Origin of the sequence: Oerskovia sp. NPDC060287, from assembly GCF_042726775.1 — a bacterium.
In the GTDB taxonomy this organism is placed as follows: Bacteria; Actinomycetota; Actinomycetes; order Actinomycetales; family Cellulomonadaceae; genus Oerskovia; species Oerskovia merdavium.
In genome coordinates this window covers 20,417-38,167 of the sequence record NZ_JBHXBO010000012.1, presented here as the reverse complement: position 1 = coordinate 38,167, position 17,751 = coordinate 20,417, and the positions used below count along the sequence as shown (strand labels likewise).

The window sequence follows — 17,751 nt, the reverse complement described above, 5'->3', positions numbered from 1 at the left end:
GCCGCCGGCGCGCGCGTGTGTTTTGGGGGGGGCGGGGCCCCCGCCCCCCCCCCCGGGGGGGGGGGGGCTTCCCCTCCCCGCCCCGGGCCGGCCCGCGCACGTGTCCGGCCCTTCGTCGCGTCCGGGGTCAGGCGGTGGCAGGGACCTCGACGGCGTCGACGCCGAGCTCGGTGAGCAGGGTCAGGACGCGGGTGCGGATCTCGTCGCGGATGGGGCGCACGGACTCGATGCCCTGCCCGGCGGGGTCCTCGAGCTGCCAGTCCTCGTAGCGCTTGCCGGGGAAGACGGGGCACACGTCGCCGCAGCCCATGGTGATCACGACGTCGGAGGCCTGGACGGCCTCGGTGGTCAGGACCTTGGGGGTCTCGGTGCGGATGTCGATCCCGGCTTCGAGCATGGCCTCGACCGCGACCGGGTTGATCTGGTCGGCGGGCATGGACCCGGCGGAGCGGACCTCGACGGCGCCACCGGACAGGGCGCGCAGGAACCCGGCGGCCATCTGGGAGCGGCCCGCGTTGTGGACGCAGACGAACAGGGCGGACGGCTTCTCGGTGGGGGCGTGCTGGGCGTTCATGAGGTCTCTCCAGGCTGGTGCGTGCGGGTCAGGTGGGCAGGGTGAGGTCGGGCAAGAGGTCGGCGAGCAGGGCACGGACCCGGGTGTCGAGCTCGTCGCGGATCGCGGCGACACCCGCGGGGGAGGCCAGGGCGGGGTCTCCGACGAGCCAGTCCTCGTAGTGCTTGCCGGGAAGGACCGGGCACACGTCGCCGCAGCCCATGGTGATCACGACGTCGGCCGCGCGGACGGCGTCGTCGGTCAACGGCTTGGGGAACGCGTCCTGGGCGGTGCCCAGGTCGTCGAGGGCTTCGCGGACCCCGGCGTGGATCTCGGCAGCGGGGGTGGAGCCTGCCGAGCGGACCGTGACACGGTCGCCCGCGTAGCGGCGTACCAGTGCCGCGGCGAGCTGGGAGCGGCCGGCGTTCGCGACGCACACGAACAGCACCTGGGGGCCGCTCGTCGGGTCGCGGGTGATGTCGGTCAGGCGTTGGCGGGCGAAGCGTTCGGTGAGGGTGACCAGGTGGGCGGAGACCTTCGCCGAGCGTGCCAGGTCGGTGTAGGACTCGCGCACGACCCGCTGGACGACGTCGAAGCGCACGCCGGGGAACGTGGTCGCGAGCTCGGTGGCCAGGTGGTCCAGGGCCGGGTCGACGTCCTCGAGCCCGCGCAGCACCTCCTGGGTGACCGATGCCTCGAGGGCTGCCGGGGCGAAGGAGTCCAGCAGGGTGGTCACGGCCGCCTTGTAGCCGGGGGTGATGCGGTACCAGACCCAGGTGCCGCGCCGCTCGGAGGCGAGGACCCCGACGTCGCGCAGCACCTTGAGGTGGTGCGAGACGGTCGGCTGGGACACGTCGGTCAGGGCGGCCAGGTCGCACACGCAGGCCTCGCCGGCCGGGGCGGTGGCGATGAAGGACAGCATGCGCAGCCGCAGCGGTTCGGCCAGGGCCTTGAGCGCGGTCGCGACGACGGTGGCGATGCCGGCGCCGATGGCGTGGGACTCGATCTGCGGTCCGCAGTCCGCGTCGCGCACCGTCAGAGGCGGGGGAGTGGTGGTCATGGGGTCACCTTCCCGGGTTCGGCCACCTGGGTGGCGTAGGGGTCGACGGCGAACCAGCGACGGGCGATCCACAAGGAGACGTAGACCAGGCCCACCAGGACCGGGACCTCGATGAGCGGCCCGACGACACCGGCCAAGGCCTGGCCCGAGGCTGCGCCGAACGTCGCGATGGCCACGGCGATCGCGAGCTCGAAGTTGTTGCCGGCCGCGGTGAAGGCCAGGGTCGTGGACTTGGCGTACCCCAGGCCCAGAGTCTTCCCGGTGACGATGCCCACGCCCCACATCACGGCGAAGTACACCAGCAGCGGCAGAGCGATGCGGGCCACGTCGAGCGGGTCGGAGGTCACGGCCTCGCCCTGCAGCGCGAAGAGCAGCACGATCGTGAACAGCAGCCCGTACAGGGCCCAGGGGCCGATCACGGGCAGGAACTTGTCCTCGTACCAGGTCCGGCCCTTGGTGCGTTCCCCGACCAGGCGCGAGGCGAACCCGGCCACGAGCGGGATCCCGAGGAAGACCAGGACGTTGAGCGCGATCTGTCCCATGGAGATGTCGAGGCCGGCGGTGTCCAGGCCGAGCCATCCGGGCAGGATCGTGAGGTAGAAGTAGCCCAGGAGCGAGAACGCGAGGACCTGGAAGACGGAGTTGATCGCGATCAGGACCGCCGCGGCCTCCCGGTCCCCGCAGGCCAGGTCGTTCCAGATGACGACCATCGCGATGCAGCGGGCCAGGCCCACGATGATCAATCCGGTGCGAAACTCGGGCAGGTCGGGCAGGAAGATCCACGCCAGCGCGAACATCAGCGCCGGCCCCACGAGCCAGTTCAGCACCAAGGAGGAGACCAGGAGCTTCTTGTCCCCGGTGACCGAGGCGACCTTGTCGTAGCGGACCTTGGCCAGGACCGGGTACATCATCACGAGCAGGCCGATCGCGATGGGCACCGAGATCCCCCCGACCTCCATCGAGGCCAGCACGTCCGACAGGGCCGGGACGAACCGGCCCAGCAGCAGTCCGGCGACCATCGCGAGCCCGATCCACACCGGCAGCCACCGGTCGAGCGTCGACAGGCGCCCTGGGCCCTGGGCGATCACGGGGGTGGTGGCTGGTGCCACGGTGCGGCTCACGCCAGGGCCTCCTCGATCTCGGCGACCAGCACCCACGGAGGGCGCCTGCCCACGATCGACGTCATGGCTCGCCCCAGGAGGTGGCGGTCACGGTCGGGCATGAGAGGGCAGGGTCGGCCAGGACGGTGCATCGACATGCGTCTATGTTGACACATTTCGATATAGGGAGACAAGGCGACATCGCTCTGCCGACGTCGGACCTGAGCCGAGTTGCGGAAGGCAGCGGACCGTGGAGCATGGGGTGGGCGCTCCACCTGGACGCCGGTGATCGAGGGAGGGCGTGGGGCATGGCGACGGAGCTGACGGACCGGGCTGGGTTAGCCAAGGACGCGTACGTGTACGGGTATCCGTTGGTCTTCAACGTCGATCAGGTGCGGCGCTACGTGAACGAGGGGGTCGGTGCGAACCCGGCGGCGGCGTTCAACACGTTCTCGCACGCACGGCACCTCGCGGGCCCCGCAGACACGTTCGTGACGATCAACAACGACACCCTGTACTCGATGGCACAGCTGGACCTGTCCGTCGGTCCGCTCGTGCTGGACGTGCCGGCGACCGGGGAGCGCTATTACGTGCTCCAGTTCGTCGACGCCTGGACGAACAACATCGCGTACGTCGGGACGCGGGCCACCGGCAACGAGGCGGGCCGGTTCGTCGTCGTCCCGCCCGGCTGGTCGGGCGACCTGCCCGCTGACGCCCTCGTGGTGCAGGCGTCGACCCGGATCGTGAGCATCGTCGGGCGGATCGCGTGCGCAGGACCGGACGACGTCGGCGCGGCGAACTCCGTCCAGGACCAGTTCCTGCTCCGGCCTCTCGACCTCACCGCGAAGCCTGCCGGCCTGCCCGACAGGGCGGCGTCCGGGGAGGAGGGCCTTGACTTCTTCGAGGACCTGCGGCGGCTGTCCCAGGAGCTTCCGCCCTCACCGGCCGACGTCGGGTACGCGACACGGTTCGCCCCGCTCGGGCTCGCCGGGACCGCAGCGATCCAGGACCCCGACGGCGAGCTCGCCGAGCAGTATCTGGCCGGGCGAGACCTGGTGGAGCACGCCTCGCACCACGGTTCCGCGCCCGTCAACAACGGGTGGACCGTCGGACTGCACATGTTCGACTACAACGTCGCCGCGCTCGGGCTGGGCACGATCGACGCGCCCGGGTGGAAGATCGCCGACCCGGCCGAGAGATTCCTCGATCGAGCCGTGGCGGCGCGCCTGGGCCTGTGGGGCAACCACGCCTATGAGGCCGTGTACGCCCAAGCCTTCACCGACGTCGACGGCGCACCTCTGCGCGGCGAGTCGACCTACGAGGTGCACTTCGACACCGAGCCGCCCGTCGGGGCGTTCTGGTCGATCACCCTCTACGACGTCCCCCGGTACTTCCTGGTCGACAACCCGATCGACCGGTACTCGATCGGCGACCGCACGCCTGGCACGCGGCGCGCCGGCGACGGCACCTTGACCGTGACCATCTCCCGTGCCGAACCCACGGACCCGCTCGCTCGCGCGAACTGGCTCCCAGCCCCCGACGCGGCGTTCCGCCTGGTCCTGCGCCTCTACATCCCAGGGCAAGCCGTCCTCGACGGCACCTACGGCTTCCCGCCCATCACCCAGGTCTGACCGCGCGCGTGCTGGCTCTCTGACGCCGCAGAGACCGCGTCTGCGGACGTCGGAGAGTCGGCCGGTCGGGCCGTCCTCAACGTCCTCGACGATGCCGACGTCCTTCGGCAGCACCGGTCTGCGTGGTGTGATCTCGCGTGCCACGAAGCTCGTGCCGCACGACCTGCCGGCCGTCGTCGAGCACCACGGTCAGCTCGGCACGTCGGCCCGGAGGTAGTGCACGCACGGTGACCTGACCCGCGAGCGCACCCCGGACGTGACCGGCCGCCTCCGCAACGGTCGTGGGGTCGACCAGGGGCCGCCCTCGGTCGTCGAGCAGACGCACGTCGACGCCTCTGGAGCGCGCCTGTGCGCACGCCTCCACCATGTCGGCCGTGGCGAGGCCAGGAGCTCGGAGCCGGTCCCGCAGCCCGGCCTCGATCAGTGTCGCGTCGGCGCGCTGGACGTCGGTGAGGCTTCGCCCGCGCGCGAGAACCTGGAGGGTGGGCCCGACGATCTCTGCGACCTCCTCGAGCCGTTGCCTCCCGGCCTCGACGGCAGCGTTCATGGCGTTCGCCTGCGAGGTCGCCCGTGCTCCGGCGGCCCGGTGCGCCGTGACCGATGCGACGAGCCCGACGAGCATGCGTCGCCACATCGTGCCGACGATGATCGCGGCCGTCGGTTTGAGCAGGAGCTCGAGCACCTCGGGCGCGTCCAGCCGTTGCCCCACGGCCCACGCGGTCAGGACGAGGAGCAAGGCGGAGCCCGCGCCGCACGCGCCGCGGACCCGTCCCCGCACGGCCGCCAGCCCCACCTGGTAGCCCGCCAGGTACACCAGCGCGGTCCAGACCCCCGACGAGTCGGCTGCCAGGGTCAGGACGATCACCGCTGCGAGCGGAGCAAGCAGCGCGAGAGCCGCCCTGCGCGACGAGAGGTGGTCGGGCCCGCGCGACGTCAGTGCGAGCAGGGAGGAGAACAGCGCGAGGAGTGCGACCGCGAGCGCGAGCGGGCCAGGGGAGTCCTCCCGGCCCAGGAGCACGTGCGCCGCCACCGTGCACCACACGTAGGCGAGCGCGAGCCGCGCGCCCCTGGTGCCGAGCCCGGAGGGCACCAGGTCGGGCCACGGCGTACGACCGGTCGACAGGTTTCCGGTGCCCCGCTCGTCCGGGAGCGCCTGCCCGCCGTCGGCGCGGCCGGTCGGGGTGAGGGCTTCGCTCAGGTGGCGGTTCCAGGAGAGCGTCACGCACGTGCCGCGCCCGCGCTCAGAGGTGATGACGGCGTCCCCGCCGGGGACCGCGGTCATGCGGCCGACGATGCTCGTCCTGATGCCGACGGAGTCCGTCCCTGTCCGGTGAGTGTCGAACCCGACGCCGTCGTCGATGACGTCCACGGTCAGCCCGGAAGAGTCCGACACGAGGGTCACGTGGACGCTGACCTTCTCCTGGGTGCCGCTCCCGGCATGGATCAGGCTGTTGCGCAGCGCTTCAGCCATGGCCGACACGACAGCATCCACGACAGGGGGCGGCACCGTGACCGCCTCGCACCGGCTCGTCACCCGGGCCGTGGGGTGGACCTGTGCGACACGGGCCTGGACGAGCGTCACGATCGAGTCGACCTGGCCGACCGGGTCGCCGCCCCCCGCGCCCAGGAACCCCAGCGCGCGTCGCGCCGGGGCGACGAGCGTGGAGCCGACCCCCTCGGCCGCTCGGCCGGCGAACACGAGAGTCGAGAGGATCTCGTCGTGGACGATGCTGACGAAGCGTTGCTGCTCGGCCGCTGCGGCCTCGGCCTCGAGGCGCCCGTGCTCACGCCGCTCCGCATCGCGCTCCGAGCGGGCGAGCTGCTGGAGCTGGCGGCGGAGCGCGACGAAGACGGCGACGAACGCCATGTTGCCCAGGTGGATCGGCGTCTGGAGGACGACGTCCTGAGGCACGGAACCCTGGACCGCCCAGATCGCGACAGGAACGGCCAGGGCGAAGGCCTGGGACAGCACGAGGGCCCACTGCCAGCGCACGAGCAGGACGAGGAGCGAGACCGCCACCGGCTCGAGCTCCCACACCCACGGGACGGAGGACGCGCCGGATGTCTCCGCGAGAGGCCATGTCAGTGCGAGGGCGAGGCTCAGTGCAGGGATCGTCGCCCAGAACGCGCGCAGCGCGCGCGCCGGGACCGTTCTGGCGAGCGCGACGAGCACCAGGATCAGCGCCGCCAGGACGACTGCGGCGACGTTCCACCACCCGGCAGCGTCCCCCCACCGCTCGATCGCGGCCGGGACGGTGATCAGGACGAGCGCGGAGCCGCCGAGCGCGATGAGCAGGCCGACACGACGATCGGCGGTGATCGACGAGGGGGGCCCCGCGACCCGAGGTGCTGCGAGGCCGGTCACCGAGGTGGCGCCAGCATCCCGTCCTCGACCGCGCGGCGGTAGAGGTCGACCTTGGTGTGGGCCTGCCGATCGACGGCCGCGTACTTGGTCCGGATCCGTCGGACGTGGTCCAGCACGGTCTCTCGGGTGATCCCGAGCATCCGAGCGACGCGGTCCGCCTTCTCGCCTGAGGCGTACAGCTCGAGCACCTGGCTCTCGCGAGCGGTCAGGCCCGCGTCCTGCACGGCTGCGTCGGCGTCGATCGCCGCTGCCCAGTCGACGCTGGCCACGATCTCTCCTCGCGCCGCGGCCCGGAGCGCGTCGACCAGCGTCGCAGGCGACTCTGACTTGCGGATCATCCCGGCCACCCCGGACCTTGCTGCCTGCCGGACCAAGGCCGGGTCGTCACCGGAGGTGTACGCCACGACGGTCACCCCGAGCCGGCGAAGCCGTTCCAGGTTCTGCGCGGGGGTCGTGCGGTCCGCCAGCCGGAGATCGAGAAGGACGAGGTCCAGGTCCTGCGCGGCGTCGACGAGCTCGCTGACCGTCGCCGCGCGCGCGACCAGGGCGAGGTCGTCGTGCTGATCAAGGATGGCTTCGACTCCCAGCCCGACCGCTGCGTGGTCGTCGACGATCCCGACGCGACGCCGAGGACCTGGATCGGGCGACGGGGCGTGGGGCGTGCGGTTCATCGGTGCCGTCCTCGCAGCCGGGTCGTGGTCGCGTCGATCGTAGCCCCGTGCCCCGTCACGGCCGGACCCGCCGAGCACCTCTTCACCCACCCCCACAACTGGGGGATACCCCGGGATCGAACGCTCGCCCGGGGCTACGTTCCCTAGGAAACCCCTCTCGACCGAACGGAACCTCGATGACCTTCTGGCAGTCCGCCCTCCTCGTCGTGGAGATCTTCTTCTTCATGGCCTACCTCGTGATCCTGTTCCACGTCCTCTCCGACCTCTTCCGTGACCGGGGGCTCGGCGGTGTCGCCAAGGCGGCCTGGATCCTGTTCCTCGTGCTCGTCCCGGTCCTGACGGCCCTCGTCTACGTGATCGCCCGCGGCCGTGGCATGGCACAGCGCCAGAACGCCGCCGCCGACGCCGCGCGCCAGCGCACCGACGACTACATCCGTCAGGTGGCCGCGACGTCTCCGGCCCAGGACGTCGCAGCCGCCAAGGCGCTGCTGGACTCCGGTGCGATCACCTCCGACGAGTTCGACCGCCTCAAGGCAGCGGCCCTGGCCGCGGCATGACGAACCAGGCACCGCAGGCGAGCACGGGACGCTGGACGACCTTCCTGGCCAAGCGCTGGCTGAGCATCGTCCTGGTCGCACTGACCGTGGTCTTCGTCGCGCAGAACCAGCAGGAGGTCTCGTTCAGCCTGCTGTGGGCCACCTTCTTCGCGCCGCTGTGGGTCGTGCTCGCGATCGTCCTGGTCGTCGGGTTGCTCGCCGGCGGCCTGCGCGTCAGGTCCAAGCACAAGGCGGCCGCTCGTGGCCGCCGGTAGCCCGACGGGGTGCGTGGAGCACGGGAATCCGTCCACCGACCAAGGAAGTGTCATGCGCGACCAGAACGAAGCGTCAGATGAGGTCTGGGGTCCCGTCTCGTGCCTCCTCCTCGAAGTGCCACCGGGCGCGAACGTCGGCCCGGGCGTCGTCGAGCTCCTGCACCTGGTCGACTCGCGAGCGGTCCGCCTGCTCGACATCGAGGTCGTCGAGCACACCCGGACCGGCCTGCGAAAGGTCGACGACGCCGACTGGTTCTGGAGGCTTGCGCCACCCGTCATCGAGCTGGTCGGGTCCTCGTCGGACCTGCTCGACGACGAAGACCTCCGGGTCGTCGCGGACCGGCTCGCACTCGGGTCCGTCGGCATCGTCGTGGTCTACGAGTCCTTGGTCATGCGCGACGTCGTCGACAGGTTCGCGAGCCACGGAGTCGAGGCCGTCCACTCCTTCGCCCTCCTGCCCAGCGACCTCGAGCTGGCGCTCGACCAGAGCGAGCCCGTGAGGAGCGGCACATGAGCCTCTTCCGGACAGCGAGCAAGGTCGCGGTCGCGAGCTCGGTCCACGGGCGGGTCCAGCAACGCCAGCGAGCGCGATGGGCCGCCGAGGACCAGGGCGCGAGCGCGGGGGTGGCGGCAGCTCGTCCGGCAGCCGGATCGAACCCGGCCGGCAGCTCGGCGCTGACACCCGTGCTCGACGCCATCCCGGACGTCGAGCGCCGGATCCAGCTCCTCCAGCAGCTCGTCGAGCTCCGCGACGCCGGGGTGCTCACCGATGCCGAGCTGGCGACCCAGAAGGTCCGGGTGCTGGGTTGATCCCGGCGAAGGACCGGCCGCCGCGTGCACAGGTTGCGCGCTGTGGCCGGTCCTTCGCCCGGGCGCGACATCGACCCCGAGCGGGTGGCGCCGATGCCGGGGTGGGTCCGGCTGTGCCGTCCAGCCAGCGCGGGACGAGACGAGGACGTGCGGCTCCGGCCCGACGGGTCTCCCTATTCCCAGGTAGGGACGTTTCCACCGGCATAGCGGGCGCCGAAGCCACCGGTAGGCAGGATCTCGGCGATGCGGCGGAGGTCCTCGGCGGTGAGCGTCAGGTCGGCCGCGGCGATGTTCTCGGCCACGCGCTCCGGGCTCCGTGTGCCGGGGATCGGCACGACGTGGTCGCCCTGTGCGAGCAGCCAGGCGAGTGCCAGCTGGGCGACCGTGGCCTCCTTGGACTCTGCGAGAGCGGTCAGGTGGCGGGTTGCCTCGAGGTTCTTCTCGAAGTTCCCCGGCTGCCAGCGCGGGTCGGTGCGGCGCATGTCGGTCTTGTCGTACTGGTCGGCGGGCTTGGCGGTGCCGGTGAGGAACCCGCGGCCGAGGGGGGAGTAAGGCACGAAGCCGATCCCGAGCTCGGACAGGGTGGGGAACAAGGACTCGACGTCGCGCTCGAACAACGAGTACTCGGTCTGCAGGGCCGAGACCGGCTGCACGGCGTGCGCGCGGCGGATCGTGGTCTCGCCGGCCTCGCTGAGGCCGAAGTACTTCACCACGCCCGCGTCGATGAGCTCCTTGACGGTGCCGGCGACGTCCTCGATCGGGACGGCCGGGTCGACCCGGTGCTGATAGAGGACGTCGATGTGATCGACGCCGAGGTAGCGCAGGCTGTTCTGGACGACCTCACGGATGTGTTCCGGCCGGGAGTCCTGGCCGTGGTCGCGCGTGAACCCGAACTTGGTCGCGATGACGACCTCGTCCCGGAAGCTCTTGACGGCGCGGCCCACGATCTTCTCGTTCTCGCCCCAGCCGTAGAGCTCAGCGGTGTCGAAGAACGTCACACCCAGGTCGTGAGCTCTCTGGATCGTGGCGATGCCTTCCTGCTGGTCGCCGGGGCCGTAGGCGATGGAGATGCCCATCGCCCCGAATCCCAGCGCGGACGTCTCCAGGCCTTGCTGGCCCAGGGTGCGGTTCTGCATGAGGGCGCCTCTCTTCTGCTCGCTCCGACGCTCGTTCGACGACGGGCGGTGCGGCGGCCGGCCGATCGGCCGAACCGAACGGTTCGGTTCCACTCTAGGCCGAGGAGGTCGAGAGTCAAACCGAACGGTTTGGTTGTACTTTGGACGCATGGCCGACCATCACGCACCCAACCTCCCCGCATCGTCCGAGGGTGCCGTCGGCGGGGTTGACGGGACGCGTGAACGAGTGGTGGCTGCGGCCATGGACGAGTTCGCGCGCTACGGGATCGCCGGCGCCCGGGTCGACCGCATCGCCAAGCAGGCCCGCACGAGCAAGGAGCGCGTCTACGCGCACTTCCGAGGCAAGGAAGCGCTCTACGCCCAGACCGCGGCCCGCGAGCTCGGCGTCATCGCCCAGGCCACCCACATCGATGCGCGCGACCTGCCGGGCTATGCCGGGCGGCTGTTCGACTACTTCACCAGCCGCCCCGATCACTACCGGCTGATCAGCTGGGGGCGCCTCGAGCTGACGGCGGGCGACGGGACGAGTCAGGACGCGATCGCCGGCAAGGTCGAGCAGCTCCGTCAGGCGCAGCGCGACGGGGCGCTCGATCCCACCTGGGACCCGTTCGACGTCCTTGCCCTGGTCAACCAGATCGCGACGACATGGTCGGCGCAGCCCGAGATAGCGGCTGCCGCCAGCGAGCACTCGGACGACCGCTCGGTCGCAGCGCGGCGGGCCGCCGTGGTGCGCGCCGTCGAGCGCCTCTTCCCGGCGGCCGCTCCGCGTCCATAGCCCGTGCGGTGGACCTGGTCCGCTCGGGAGGCCGGGTTCGTGGCGCCTTCGCCGCCAGGCTCGACCAGACCGCCGTGCGCTAGGGAGCTCTGCCCAGTCCTTGCACGGCGGCGACCGTCCGCCCGTGCGGCGTTCGAGGTGTGTCCAGACGCGTCCGACGCCGCCCCCGTGCCGCGACCGGGTTGCCCGGTGCGACGCGCGAAAGTCCCCGCCGCCGTCGGGTCCCCGACGCGCTGTCGCGGCCTCCAGTAGTGGTGAGCCGACCGCACCGCGCGGTGTGGTTGCGCTTCCATGATCCACTGGGCGCACGAGAGGGGTGAACGATGAAGTCACGTGTCGCGACGATCCAGGACGTCGCACGGAGCGCGGAGGTCTCGACGACGACGGTGTCGAGGGTCGTCAACCGCAAGGGGTTCGTGAGCGACGGCGCGCGGCTCGCGGTGCTCGAGGCGATCGACGACCTCGGCTACGTGCCGTCGGCCGCTGCACGAGGGCTCGCTTCCCGGCAGAGCGGGATGATCGGGCTGTGCCTGCCCGACACGGGGAAGCCCGACGACCTGGCCGGTCGTGCGCACGACGGCTCCGGGGTGCGCGTGCTCCTGGACCCGCGGCCGGCCGGTGAGATCGGGTGGGGAGGCCTGTACTTCGGTGAGGTGCTGCGCGGAGCCGAGTACGCGGCCTGGGAAGCGGGCCTGGCCCTCACCGTCGCGACGGCGCGCGAGCCCGATCTCGAGGCCCGCGTCCTGGCCATGGCGGGTCGTGTCGACGGGCTCGTCGTGGTGGCCCAGTCCCTCCCGGACGACCTGCTCGATCACGTCGCCCGACGCGTCCCGCTCGTCGTGCTCGCGGGCCCGATGGTCACCGACCGTTACGACCACGTGACGGTCGACAACGCCGCGGGCATGACCCGGCTCGTGGAGCACCTCGTCGTGGACCACGGGATCCGCGACCTCGCCTACGTGGCAGGGCGAGCCGGTACCCCCGACGACGCCGAGCGGTTCCGCGGCTTCCGCGAGGCCTTGGCGGGGCAGGGCATCGACCCGCCTGCCGAGCCGCGGTCGCGCGGAGACTTCTCGCGCCGACGCGCCCGCGAGCTGGCGGCCGAGCTCCTCGACGGCCCCGGGCCGCTCCCGCGGGCACTGGTGTGCTGCAACGACGAGACGGCGCTCGGCCTGCTCGACGTGCTCGTCGCGCAGGGCGTGCGCGTGCCCGAGGACGTCGTGCTCACAGGCTTCGACGGCATCGACGCGGCGAGGACGTCGGTCCCGCCGATCACGACGGTCGAGCAGCCGACCGCAGAGCTCGGGCGGCTCGCCGTCGAGCGGCTGACGACCCGGATCGGTGCGCCGCGCCGTCGTCCCACGGTCACCACGTCGTCCGTGACCGTCCATCTGAGGGCGAGCTGCGGCACGCATCCGCCCGCCCCGTCCGTCGAGAACGAAGGCTGAACCATGGAGAGCGTCACCAAGAACCGGCAGTCGCCCGAGACGCTGCGGACGATGATCGAGCGGGCGTTCGGACCGCAGCAGGTGCCCGACGGCGAGGGCTTCGCCACCGAGCTCACCTACGGGTTCTTCAACGCCCTGTACCGGATCCGACTGGCCGACGGCAAGGAGGTCGTCCTGAAGATCGCGCCTCCGGCCGGTGTCCCGGTCCTGACCCACGAGCACGACATGATGCGCAACGAGATCGCCGCGATGGACCTGGTCCGGCGCGCGTCCGCCGTGCCGGTCCCCGAGGTTCTCCACGCCGACCTGTCACGAGAGGTGTGCGACGCCGACTACTTCTTCATGGAGCACGTCGACGCCACGTGCTTCGGCATCGCCGCCGACGCAGGGCAGCTCCCCGCCCACGTCGTGGACGCCGGGTTCGAGCATCTCGGGTCCTTGAACCGCGACCTGAACGCGATCGTCGGGACGCACTTCGGCCCGGTCCGCGGTCCAGGCTTCGGCACGTGGCGCGAGGCGGCCACGACGATGTTCCGTACCGTCCTGGCCGACGGGGTGCGCGCAGCGGTCGACCTCGGGTGGGATCCGGAGGTCGTGCTCAAGGCGTTCGAGGATCGTGCCGACGTGCTCGACGACGTGACCGGACCGCGCCTCGTCGAGGTCGACCTGTGGGCCAAGAACTCGATGATGCGGGACGGGCGCATCGTGGCGATCATCGACCACGAGCGCGCGATGTTCGGCGACCCTCTCATGGAGGCGGGACTGACCGGCCTCGACCTGCCCGCGTTCCCCGACCCGGAGCCCTTCATGCGAGGGTTCGGCCTCGTCGAGCTCGACCACTCCCAGCGGACCAGGCGCCACCTGTACACGCTGTGGCTCGCCGTGACCATGCTCGTCGAGACGACCTACCGGCAGCAGAGTCCTGAGCAGTACCGCTGGGCGTGCGAACAGCTCGACATCGCCATGGGGCTCCTCGGCCGGACGACGTGACGGCGACCGCACCCTCGCACGCCACACCTGCTCCGGCCGACCTCCTGGGGACCCGGCCCGTCGGGCGCCTCCTGTGGCACACGTGCTCGCAGACCACTCTCTCCGTCGGCGTCTACGGCATCTACGCCCTGACGAACGCCTGGTTCGTCGCGCGCGGCGTCGGCCCGACGGCCATGGCCGCGGTGAACCTCGTGGCCCCGTTGCTGCTCGCCCTGGGCGCCGTCGCCACCACGGTCGGCGTCGGTGCGGCCTCCGTCGTCTCGCGGAGCCTCGGCGCCGGCGACCCGGCGAGCGCGGCACGCGCGGCCGGCAACGCGTTCGTCATGTTCTGGGCCGCGGCCCTCGCCACCACGGCCGTCGGCATCGCCTTCCTCGAGCCGCTGCTGGCCGCGCTGGGGGCGACGGGCCCGACGATCGACGACGCACGGGACTACGCGCTCGTCCTCCTCGCGGGGGCGGTGGTCTCGACGGGCTTCTCGAGCCTGGTCCGCGCCGAGGGGCGCATGCTCTTCTCCACGATGCTCTGGCTCGTGCCGGTCGCCGTCCAGATCGCGCTCGACCCCCTGTTCATCTTCGTGCTCGACCTCGGCGTGCGAGGTGCCGCTCTCGGCACGGTCGGCGGCCAGGCGGTCTCGGCAGCGATGAGCCTGTGGTTCTTCTTCCTCCAGCGCCGGCGTCCCTATCGCATCACCTGGTCCGACCTGCGTCCGCACGGACCGACCCTCGGTGCGATCCTCGGCGTCGGCGCGCCCTCGTTCCTCGCGGGTCTCGGCACGACGCTGCTCGTCGTGCTCGTCAACCTCTCGCTGGTTCGAACGGGTGGTGCGACCGTCCTCGCGGCGTTCGCCGTCTGCGCCCGGCTGCAGACCTTCGCGACCATGCCCCAGACCGGCATCAGCCAGGGCCTTCAACCCGTCGTGGGGTACAACGCGGGGGCGCGGCTCGTGGACCGCGTCAGGAGGGCACGCACTCTCGCGCTCCGGGCGACGACGCTCTACAGCGTGCTCGCCGCGACCGCGCTCGCGGTCCTGGCGGAACCTCTCGTGACCTTCTTCGTCGACGAGCCCGACGTCGTCCGCACCGGGTCCGTGGCGCTTCGCGTCCTCGCCGTCGGCCTCGCGGTCTCCGGGGTCGCCCCGCTCGTCTCGGGGTACTTCCAGGCGCTGGGACGCGCTCGCCCGTCCTACCTGATCTCCCTCGGGACGCTCGTCGGGATCAAGGTGCCCCTCGTCCTCGTCCTGGGACCCACCGGATCCAGCGGCACCTGGATCGCGCTCGCCGCGGGCGAGGTGCTGGCCGCCCTGGCCGCGCTCCTGGTCCTCCTCGCCGTCCAGCGTCGAGACCGTCGCGGCGCTCCCTAGGGACGCCCTGGCGGGTGCTCCGATCGTCCCGCCCTCCGGTGAGGGCGGGACGACCTGACGTGCCCGGCCTCAGCCCGTCGTCAGCTCGCGGGCCGCCGCCCACTCCCGGAACCCGGCCGCGATCTGCGGCGCGTGCGTGTGGTGGAGGTAGTGCTCGCCGGGCACAGGAACCACGGTGCCGTCCTCGACGGTCGCGGCCTGCTCCTCGTGCAGCGCCAGCCAGTCCGGGTTGTTCGCGTTGTCGGCCTCGACGAACAGCAGCAGCGGCAGGTCCGCCGGGAACGTCGTCCCGAGCGCACGCTCGAAGTTCGTGCTGATGTGCGACATCTCGTCGAGGTACGTGGGGCGCAGCGAGTTCCGGTGGGTGAACATCGTCATCTGCTCGCGTGCGTGGTCGGAGTACACGGAGCCGTCGAGCCCGCCGCTCCCGAACGCGGTGAGGACGCGGACCAGGCCGAGGTTCTTCGCCGCGGCCATGAGGCCCGTCGGGAACGCCGTGTCGGTGTGCGGTTGCCCGGGGACGCTCGTGTCGACCCCGACGAACGCCATCACCTCGTCGGGGTAGCGTGCGGCGTACTCGATGCCGTAGATGCCCGCGATCGAGTGCCCCATGAGGACGTAGCGGTCGAGGTCGAGCGCCTGGAGCGCCTCGTGCACCTCGATCACGACGTTCTCCGTGGTCCGCTCCACGTCGGTGCCGTCGCTCAGCCCGTAGCCGAAGGGTTCGACGACGACGACCCGGTGGTCCTGGGCCAGGTCCGTGACCAGCGGCTCGAAGTCGAGGACGGGAGAAGGTGTCCCGAACCCGGGCAGGAGGACCACGTCGACCGGGCCGGCCCCGGTGACGAGAACGTTCATCTGGCGCCCGTCGACCGTCACTGTCTGGCCGTAGGACTCGATCCGGTCGCTCTCGCGCGCGGTCGCGACGGCGTTCACGACGGTCGTCGTGGCCAGGGCCACCGCGACCACTGCGCCGGTCGCGGCCACGGCCACGAGCACTCTCTTCACAGGCTTCTTCACGCGTTCCTCTCTACGCAGCACACGGTGTGCCCCGCCTTCCGGTCCAGCATCGTGTGCCGGCAGAGCGCGCGCGTCAGCCCTGCGCGGTCACCTCGATACAGCGATCGCAGTACGCGCGCGTCACCTTGCGGGGCGATCCGCCGGGGCGGGCCGACCGGGATACTGGGGGAGTGACGTCACCTCGCTCCGCCGCAGCAGCGGTCCCCGTCGGCGACGTCGTCGCGATCGCCACCGTCGTGCTCTTCGGAGTCCTGCCGTTCCCCGACGAGGACTTCCGCACGCGGGGCCTGCCGATGATGATCGCGCTCGTCCCGGTCGCGGTGATGCCGCTGCGCCGACGACGGCCGATCACCGCGCTGGCGGTGAGCGTCGTCTGCGTCGTCGCCGTCGCGCTCGCGGGCACCCTCGCACCGGCTGCACTGGTCGCCGTCATGATCACGGCCTTCGCGGTCACGAACCGGACACACCGCACGGTCGGGCTCGCGTGCGTGGGCGCGGCCGCCCTCGTCGTGTTCCTCGTGAGCGCCGTCCCGCTCGGCGGTGAGCTCTTCCACCCCGGGGCGACGCAGTTCGTGACGCTCGTCGTCCTCGCCGGAGCCATGGGCGACGCCACCAGGTCGCGTCGCGAGGCGCTCGCGGCCGTGACGGAGCGGGCCGAACGCGCCGAGCAGGGGAGGGACGAGGAGGCGCGGCGGCGTGTGGTCGAGGAGCGCGTGCGTATCGCCCGTGACCTGCACGACGTCGTCGCCCACCAGATCTCGGTGATCAGCCTGAGCGCGGGGGTCGCGTCGTCGTCGCTCGAGTCCCGGCCCGAGCGGGCCCGCGAGGCCCTCACCACCATCCGCAGCGCCTCGCGGACCGTCCTCGCCGACATCGGCGGCCTCTTGGCCCTGCTGCGCGCGCAGGACGACGTCGAGCACCGCGACCTGCACCCGCAGGCGGGGCTGGCGCAGCTCGACGGGCTCGTCGAACGCTTCGCGGGCGTGGGCCTCGACGTCGAGCTGCGGAGAGAGCGGGGCCTCGTCGCCCTCTCGCCGGCCTGTGATCACGTCGCCTACCTCGCTCTCCAGGAGGGACTCACGAACGCGCACAAGCACGGCGCCGGTGACCGGGCCGTCGTCGACGTCCGCACACGCGACGGTGCGCTCGCGCTGAAGGTCACCAACCCGGTGCGGCAGGGTGGTGCCGACGCGCCCCGGAGCGGCCACGGGCTGCGTGGGCTGCGCGAACGGGTCGCGTCAGTGCGGGGTCGTGTGGAGGCGTCGACCGTGGACGGGGAGTTCCGGCTCGATGTCACCGTGCCCGCCGACAGGACCGTGCCCGCCGGACCAGGGGAGGGGCGATGATCACCGTCCTCGTGGTCGACGACCAGCCGCTGGTGCGTCAGGCGGTGCGCGACATCCTGACCGACAGCGGCGGTGTCCACGTCGTGGGCGAGGCTTCGAACGGTCGCGAGGCCGTGCGCGCGGCCGCGGCACTGGCTCCCGACGTCGTCCTGATGGACATCCGGATGCCCGAGCTCGACGGGATCGCCGCGACCGAGCAGATCTGCGCCGGACCGGCGGGCGACGCGACGCGCGTGCTCGTCCTCACGACCTTCGAGGAGGACGAGTACGTCGTCGCGGCCCTGCGTGCGGGCGCGAGCGGTTTCATCGGGAAGGGGGCCGAGCCCGAGGACATCGTGCGTGCGGTGCACACGGTTCATCTGGGCGAGTCGCTCCTGTCCTCCGCGGCGACGCGGGCGCTCATCCAGCGCTTCGTGCGCCGACAGTCGCCGCAGGAGAGCGCGTGGGCGGACGAGGGGCTCGATCGCCTCACCGAGCGCGAGCGCGAGGTGTTCCTGCTCGTCGCCGGAGGGCTGACGAACCAGGAGATCGCGGTCGAGCTCGTGATCTCCGCGCACACCGCCAAGACGCACGTCAACCGGATCATGGCGAAGGTGCACGCCCGTGACCGGGCGCACCTGGTGATCCTGGCCTACGAGTCGGGACTGGTCACGGCGCGTCCGTGACGTGGTCTC

At 71.7% G+C, this 17,751-nt stretch carries 18 protein-coding genes; 11 read left to right on the top strand and 7 right to left on the bottom strand.

Annotation, left to right across the window (positions count from 1 at the left end; translation table 11 throughout):
- Window positions 1-127: 127 nt before the first annotated feature.
- From ACFWFR_RS02345 to arsB, 3 genes are read right to left on the bottom strand one after another with little or no spacing between them, the layout of a single operon-like run.
- Window positions 128-574, bottom strand: a complete 447-nt coding sequence (locus ACFWFR_RS02345) for an arsenate reductase ArsC (protein ID WP_377620926.1) — start codon at window positions 572-574, stop codon at window positions 128-130.
- Window positions 575-602: 28 nt separating this feature from the next.
- Window positions 603-1,613 (bottom strand): metalloregulator ArsR/SmtB family transcription factor, encoded by a 1,011-nt coding sequence (locus ACFWFR_RS02340; protein WP_377620923.1) that lies wholly within the window; start codon window positions 1,611-1,613, stop codon window positions 603-605.
- Window positions 1,610-2,722: an ACR3 family arsenite efflux transporter gene (gene arsB, locus ACFWFR_RS02335; RefSeq protein ID WP_377620929.1), complete on the bottom strand. Its 1,113-nt coding sequence runs from the start codon at window positions 2,720-2,722 to the stop codon at window positions 1,610-1,612. The genes ACFWFR_RS02340 and arsB overlap by 4 nt, the downstream gene beginning before the upstream one ends.
- A gap of 299 nt (window positions 2,723-3,021) precedes the next feature.
- Between arsB and ACFWFR_RS02330 the strand changes: the two genes are divergently transcribed.
- A complete protein-coding gene (locus ACFWFR_RS02330; RefSeq protein WP_377620921.1) occupies window positions 3,022-4,344 on the top strand; it encodes a DUF1254 domain-containing protein in 1,323 nt (440 codons plus the stop codon).
- 76 nt (window positions 4,345-4,420) lie between these two features.
- On the opposite strand, the gene ACFWFR_RS02325 is transcribed toward ACFWFR_RS02330, so the two are convergent.
- Window positions 4,421-6,709, bottom strand: coding sequence for an ATP-binding protein (locus ACFWFR_RS02325; protein WP_377620919.1), 2,289 nt, complete (start codon window positions 6,707-6,709; stop codon window positions 4,421-4,423).
- On the bottom strand, window positions 6,706-7,380 hold the full coding sequence (locus tag ACFWFR_RS02320; protein WP_377620917.1) for a response regulator: 675 nt from the start codon (window positions 7,378-7,380) through the stop codon (window positions 6,706-6,708). The genes ACFWFR_RS02325 and ACFWFR_RS02320 overlap by 4 nt, the downstream gene beginning before the upstream one ends.
- A gap of 176 nt (window positions 7,381-7,556) precedes the next feature.
- Here ACFWFR_RS02320 and ACFWFR_RS02315 point away from each other — a divergent pair, with 176 nt between their 5' ends.
- The 4 genes from ACFWFR_RS02315 to ACFWFR_RS02300 are packed head-to-tail and all read left to right on the top strand — an operon-like array spanning window position 7,557 to window position 9,001.
- Complete coding sequence (locus ACFWFR_RS02315) at window positions 7,557-7,937, top strand: PLDc N-terminal domain-containing protein (RefSeq protein WP_377620916.1); 381 nt, start codon at window positions 7,557-7,559, stop codon at window positions 7,935-7,937.
- On the top strand, window positions 7,934-8,191 hold the full coding sequence (locus tag ACFWFR_RS02310; RefSeq protein ID WP_191802311.1) for a lipopolysaccharide assembly protein LapA domain-containing protein: 258 nt from the start codon (window positions 7,934-7,936) through the stop codon (window positions 8,189-8,191). The genes ACFWFR_RS02315 and ACFWFR_RS02310 overlap by 4 nt, the downstream gene beginning before the upstream one ends.
- A gap of 52 nt (window positions 8,192-8,243) precedes the next feature.
- Window positions 8,244-8,705, top strand: coding sequence for a hypothetical protein (locus ACFWFR_RS02305; RefSeq protein ID WP_377617690.1), 462 nt, complete (start codon window positions 8,244-8,246; stop codon window positions 8,703-8,705).
- The gene (locus ACFWFR_RS02300) at window positions 8,702-9,001 is read left to right on the top strand and encodes a hypothetical protein (RefSeq protein ID WP_377617688.1); all 300 of its coding nucleotides are present in this window, start codon (window positions 8,702-8,704) and stop codon (window positions 8,999-9,001) included. The genes ACFWFR_RS02305 and ACFWFR_RS02300 overlap by 4 nt, the downstream gene beginning before the upstream one ends.
- 173 nt (window positions 9,002-9,174) lie before the next feature.
- Here ACFWFR_RS02300 and ACFWFR_RS02295 read toward each other — a convergent pair whose 3' ends face one another.
- The gene (locus ACFWFR_RS02295; RefSeq protein ID WP_377620914.1) at window positions 9,175-10,137 is read right to left on the bottom strand and encodes an aldo/keto reductase; all 963 of its coding nucleotides are present in this window, start codon (window positions 10,135-10,137) and stop codon (window positions 9,175-9,177) included.
- Between the two features lie 148 nt (window positions 10,138-10,285).
- On the opposite strand from ACFWFR_RS02295, the gene ACFWFR_RS02290 reads away from it, so the two are divergent.
- From ACFWFR_RS02290 to ACFWFR_RS02275, 4 genes are all read left to right on the top strand, one after another.
- A complete protein-coding gene (locus tag ACFWFR_RS02290; RefSeq protein ID WP_377620912.1) occupies window positions 10,286-10,912 on the top strand; it encodes a TetR family transcriptional regulator in 627 nt (208 codons plus the stop codon).
- Between the two features lie 323 nt (window positions 10,913-11,235).
- Window positions 11,236-12,360, top strand: coding sequence for a LacI family DNA-binding transcriptional regulator (locus ACFWFR_RS02285; protein ID WP_377620910.1), 1,125 nt, complete (start codon window positions 11,236-11,238; stop codon window positions 12,358-12,360).
- Window positions 12,361-12,363: 3 nt separating this feature from the next.
- A complete protein-coding gene (locus tag ACFWFR_RS02280; RefSeq protein WP_377620909.1) occupies window positions 12,364-13,350 on the top strand; it encodes a phosphotransferase family protein in 987 nt (328 codons plus the stop codon).
- The gene (locus ACFWFR_RS02275) at window positions 13,347-14,711 is read left to right on the top strand and encodes an MATE family efflux transporter (protein WP_377620907.1); all 1,365 of its coding nucleotides are present in this window, start codon (window positions 13,347-13,349) and stop codon (window positions 14,709-14,711) included. The genes ACFWFR_RS02280 and ACFWFR_RS02275 overlap by 4 nt, the downstream gene beginning before the upstream one ends.
- Before the next feature lie 69 nt (window positions 14,712-14,780).
- Here the strand turns inward: ACFWFR_RS02275 and ACFWFR_RS02270 are convergent, their stop codons facing one another.
- On the bottom strand, window positions 14,781-15,731 hold the full coding sequence (locus ACFWFR_RS02270; protein ID WP_377620905.1) for an alpha/beta fold hydrolase: 951 nt from the start codon (window positions 15,729-15,731) through the stop codon (window positions 14,781-14,783).
- Window positions 15,732-15,901: 170 nt separating this feature from the next.
- Here ACFWFR_RS02270 and ACFWFR_RS02265 point away from each other — a divergent pair, with 170 nt between their 5' ends.
- A complete protein-coding gene (locus tag ACFWFR_RS02265; protein WP_377620903.1) occupies window positions 15,902-17,077 on the top strand; it encodes a sensor histidine kinase in 1,176 nt (391 codons plus the stop codon).
- A complete protein-coding gene (locus tag ACFWFR_RS02260; protein ID WP_377620901.1) occupies window positions 17,074-17,742 on the top strand; it encodes a response regulator in 669 nt (222 codons plus the stop codon). Before ACFWFR_RS02265 ends, ACFWFR_RS02260 begins: the two co-directional genes overlap by 4 nt.
- The last annotated feature ends 9 nt before the right edge of the window (window positions 17,743-17,751 follow it).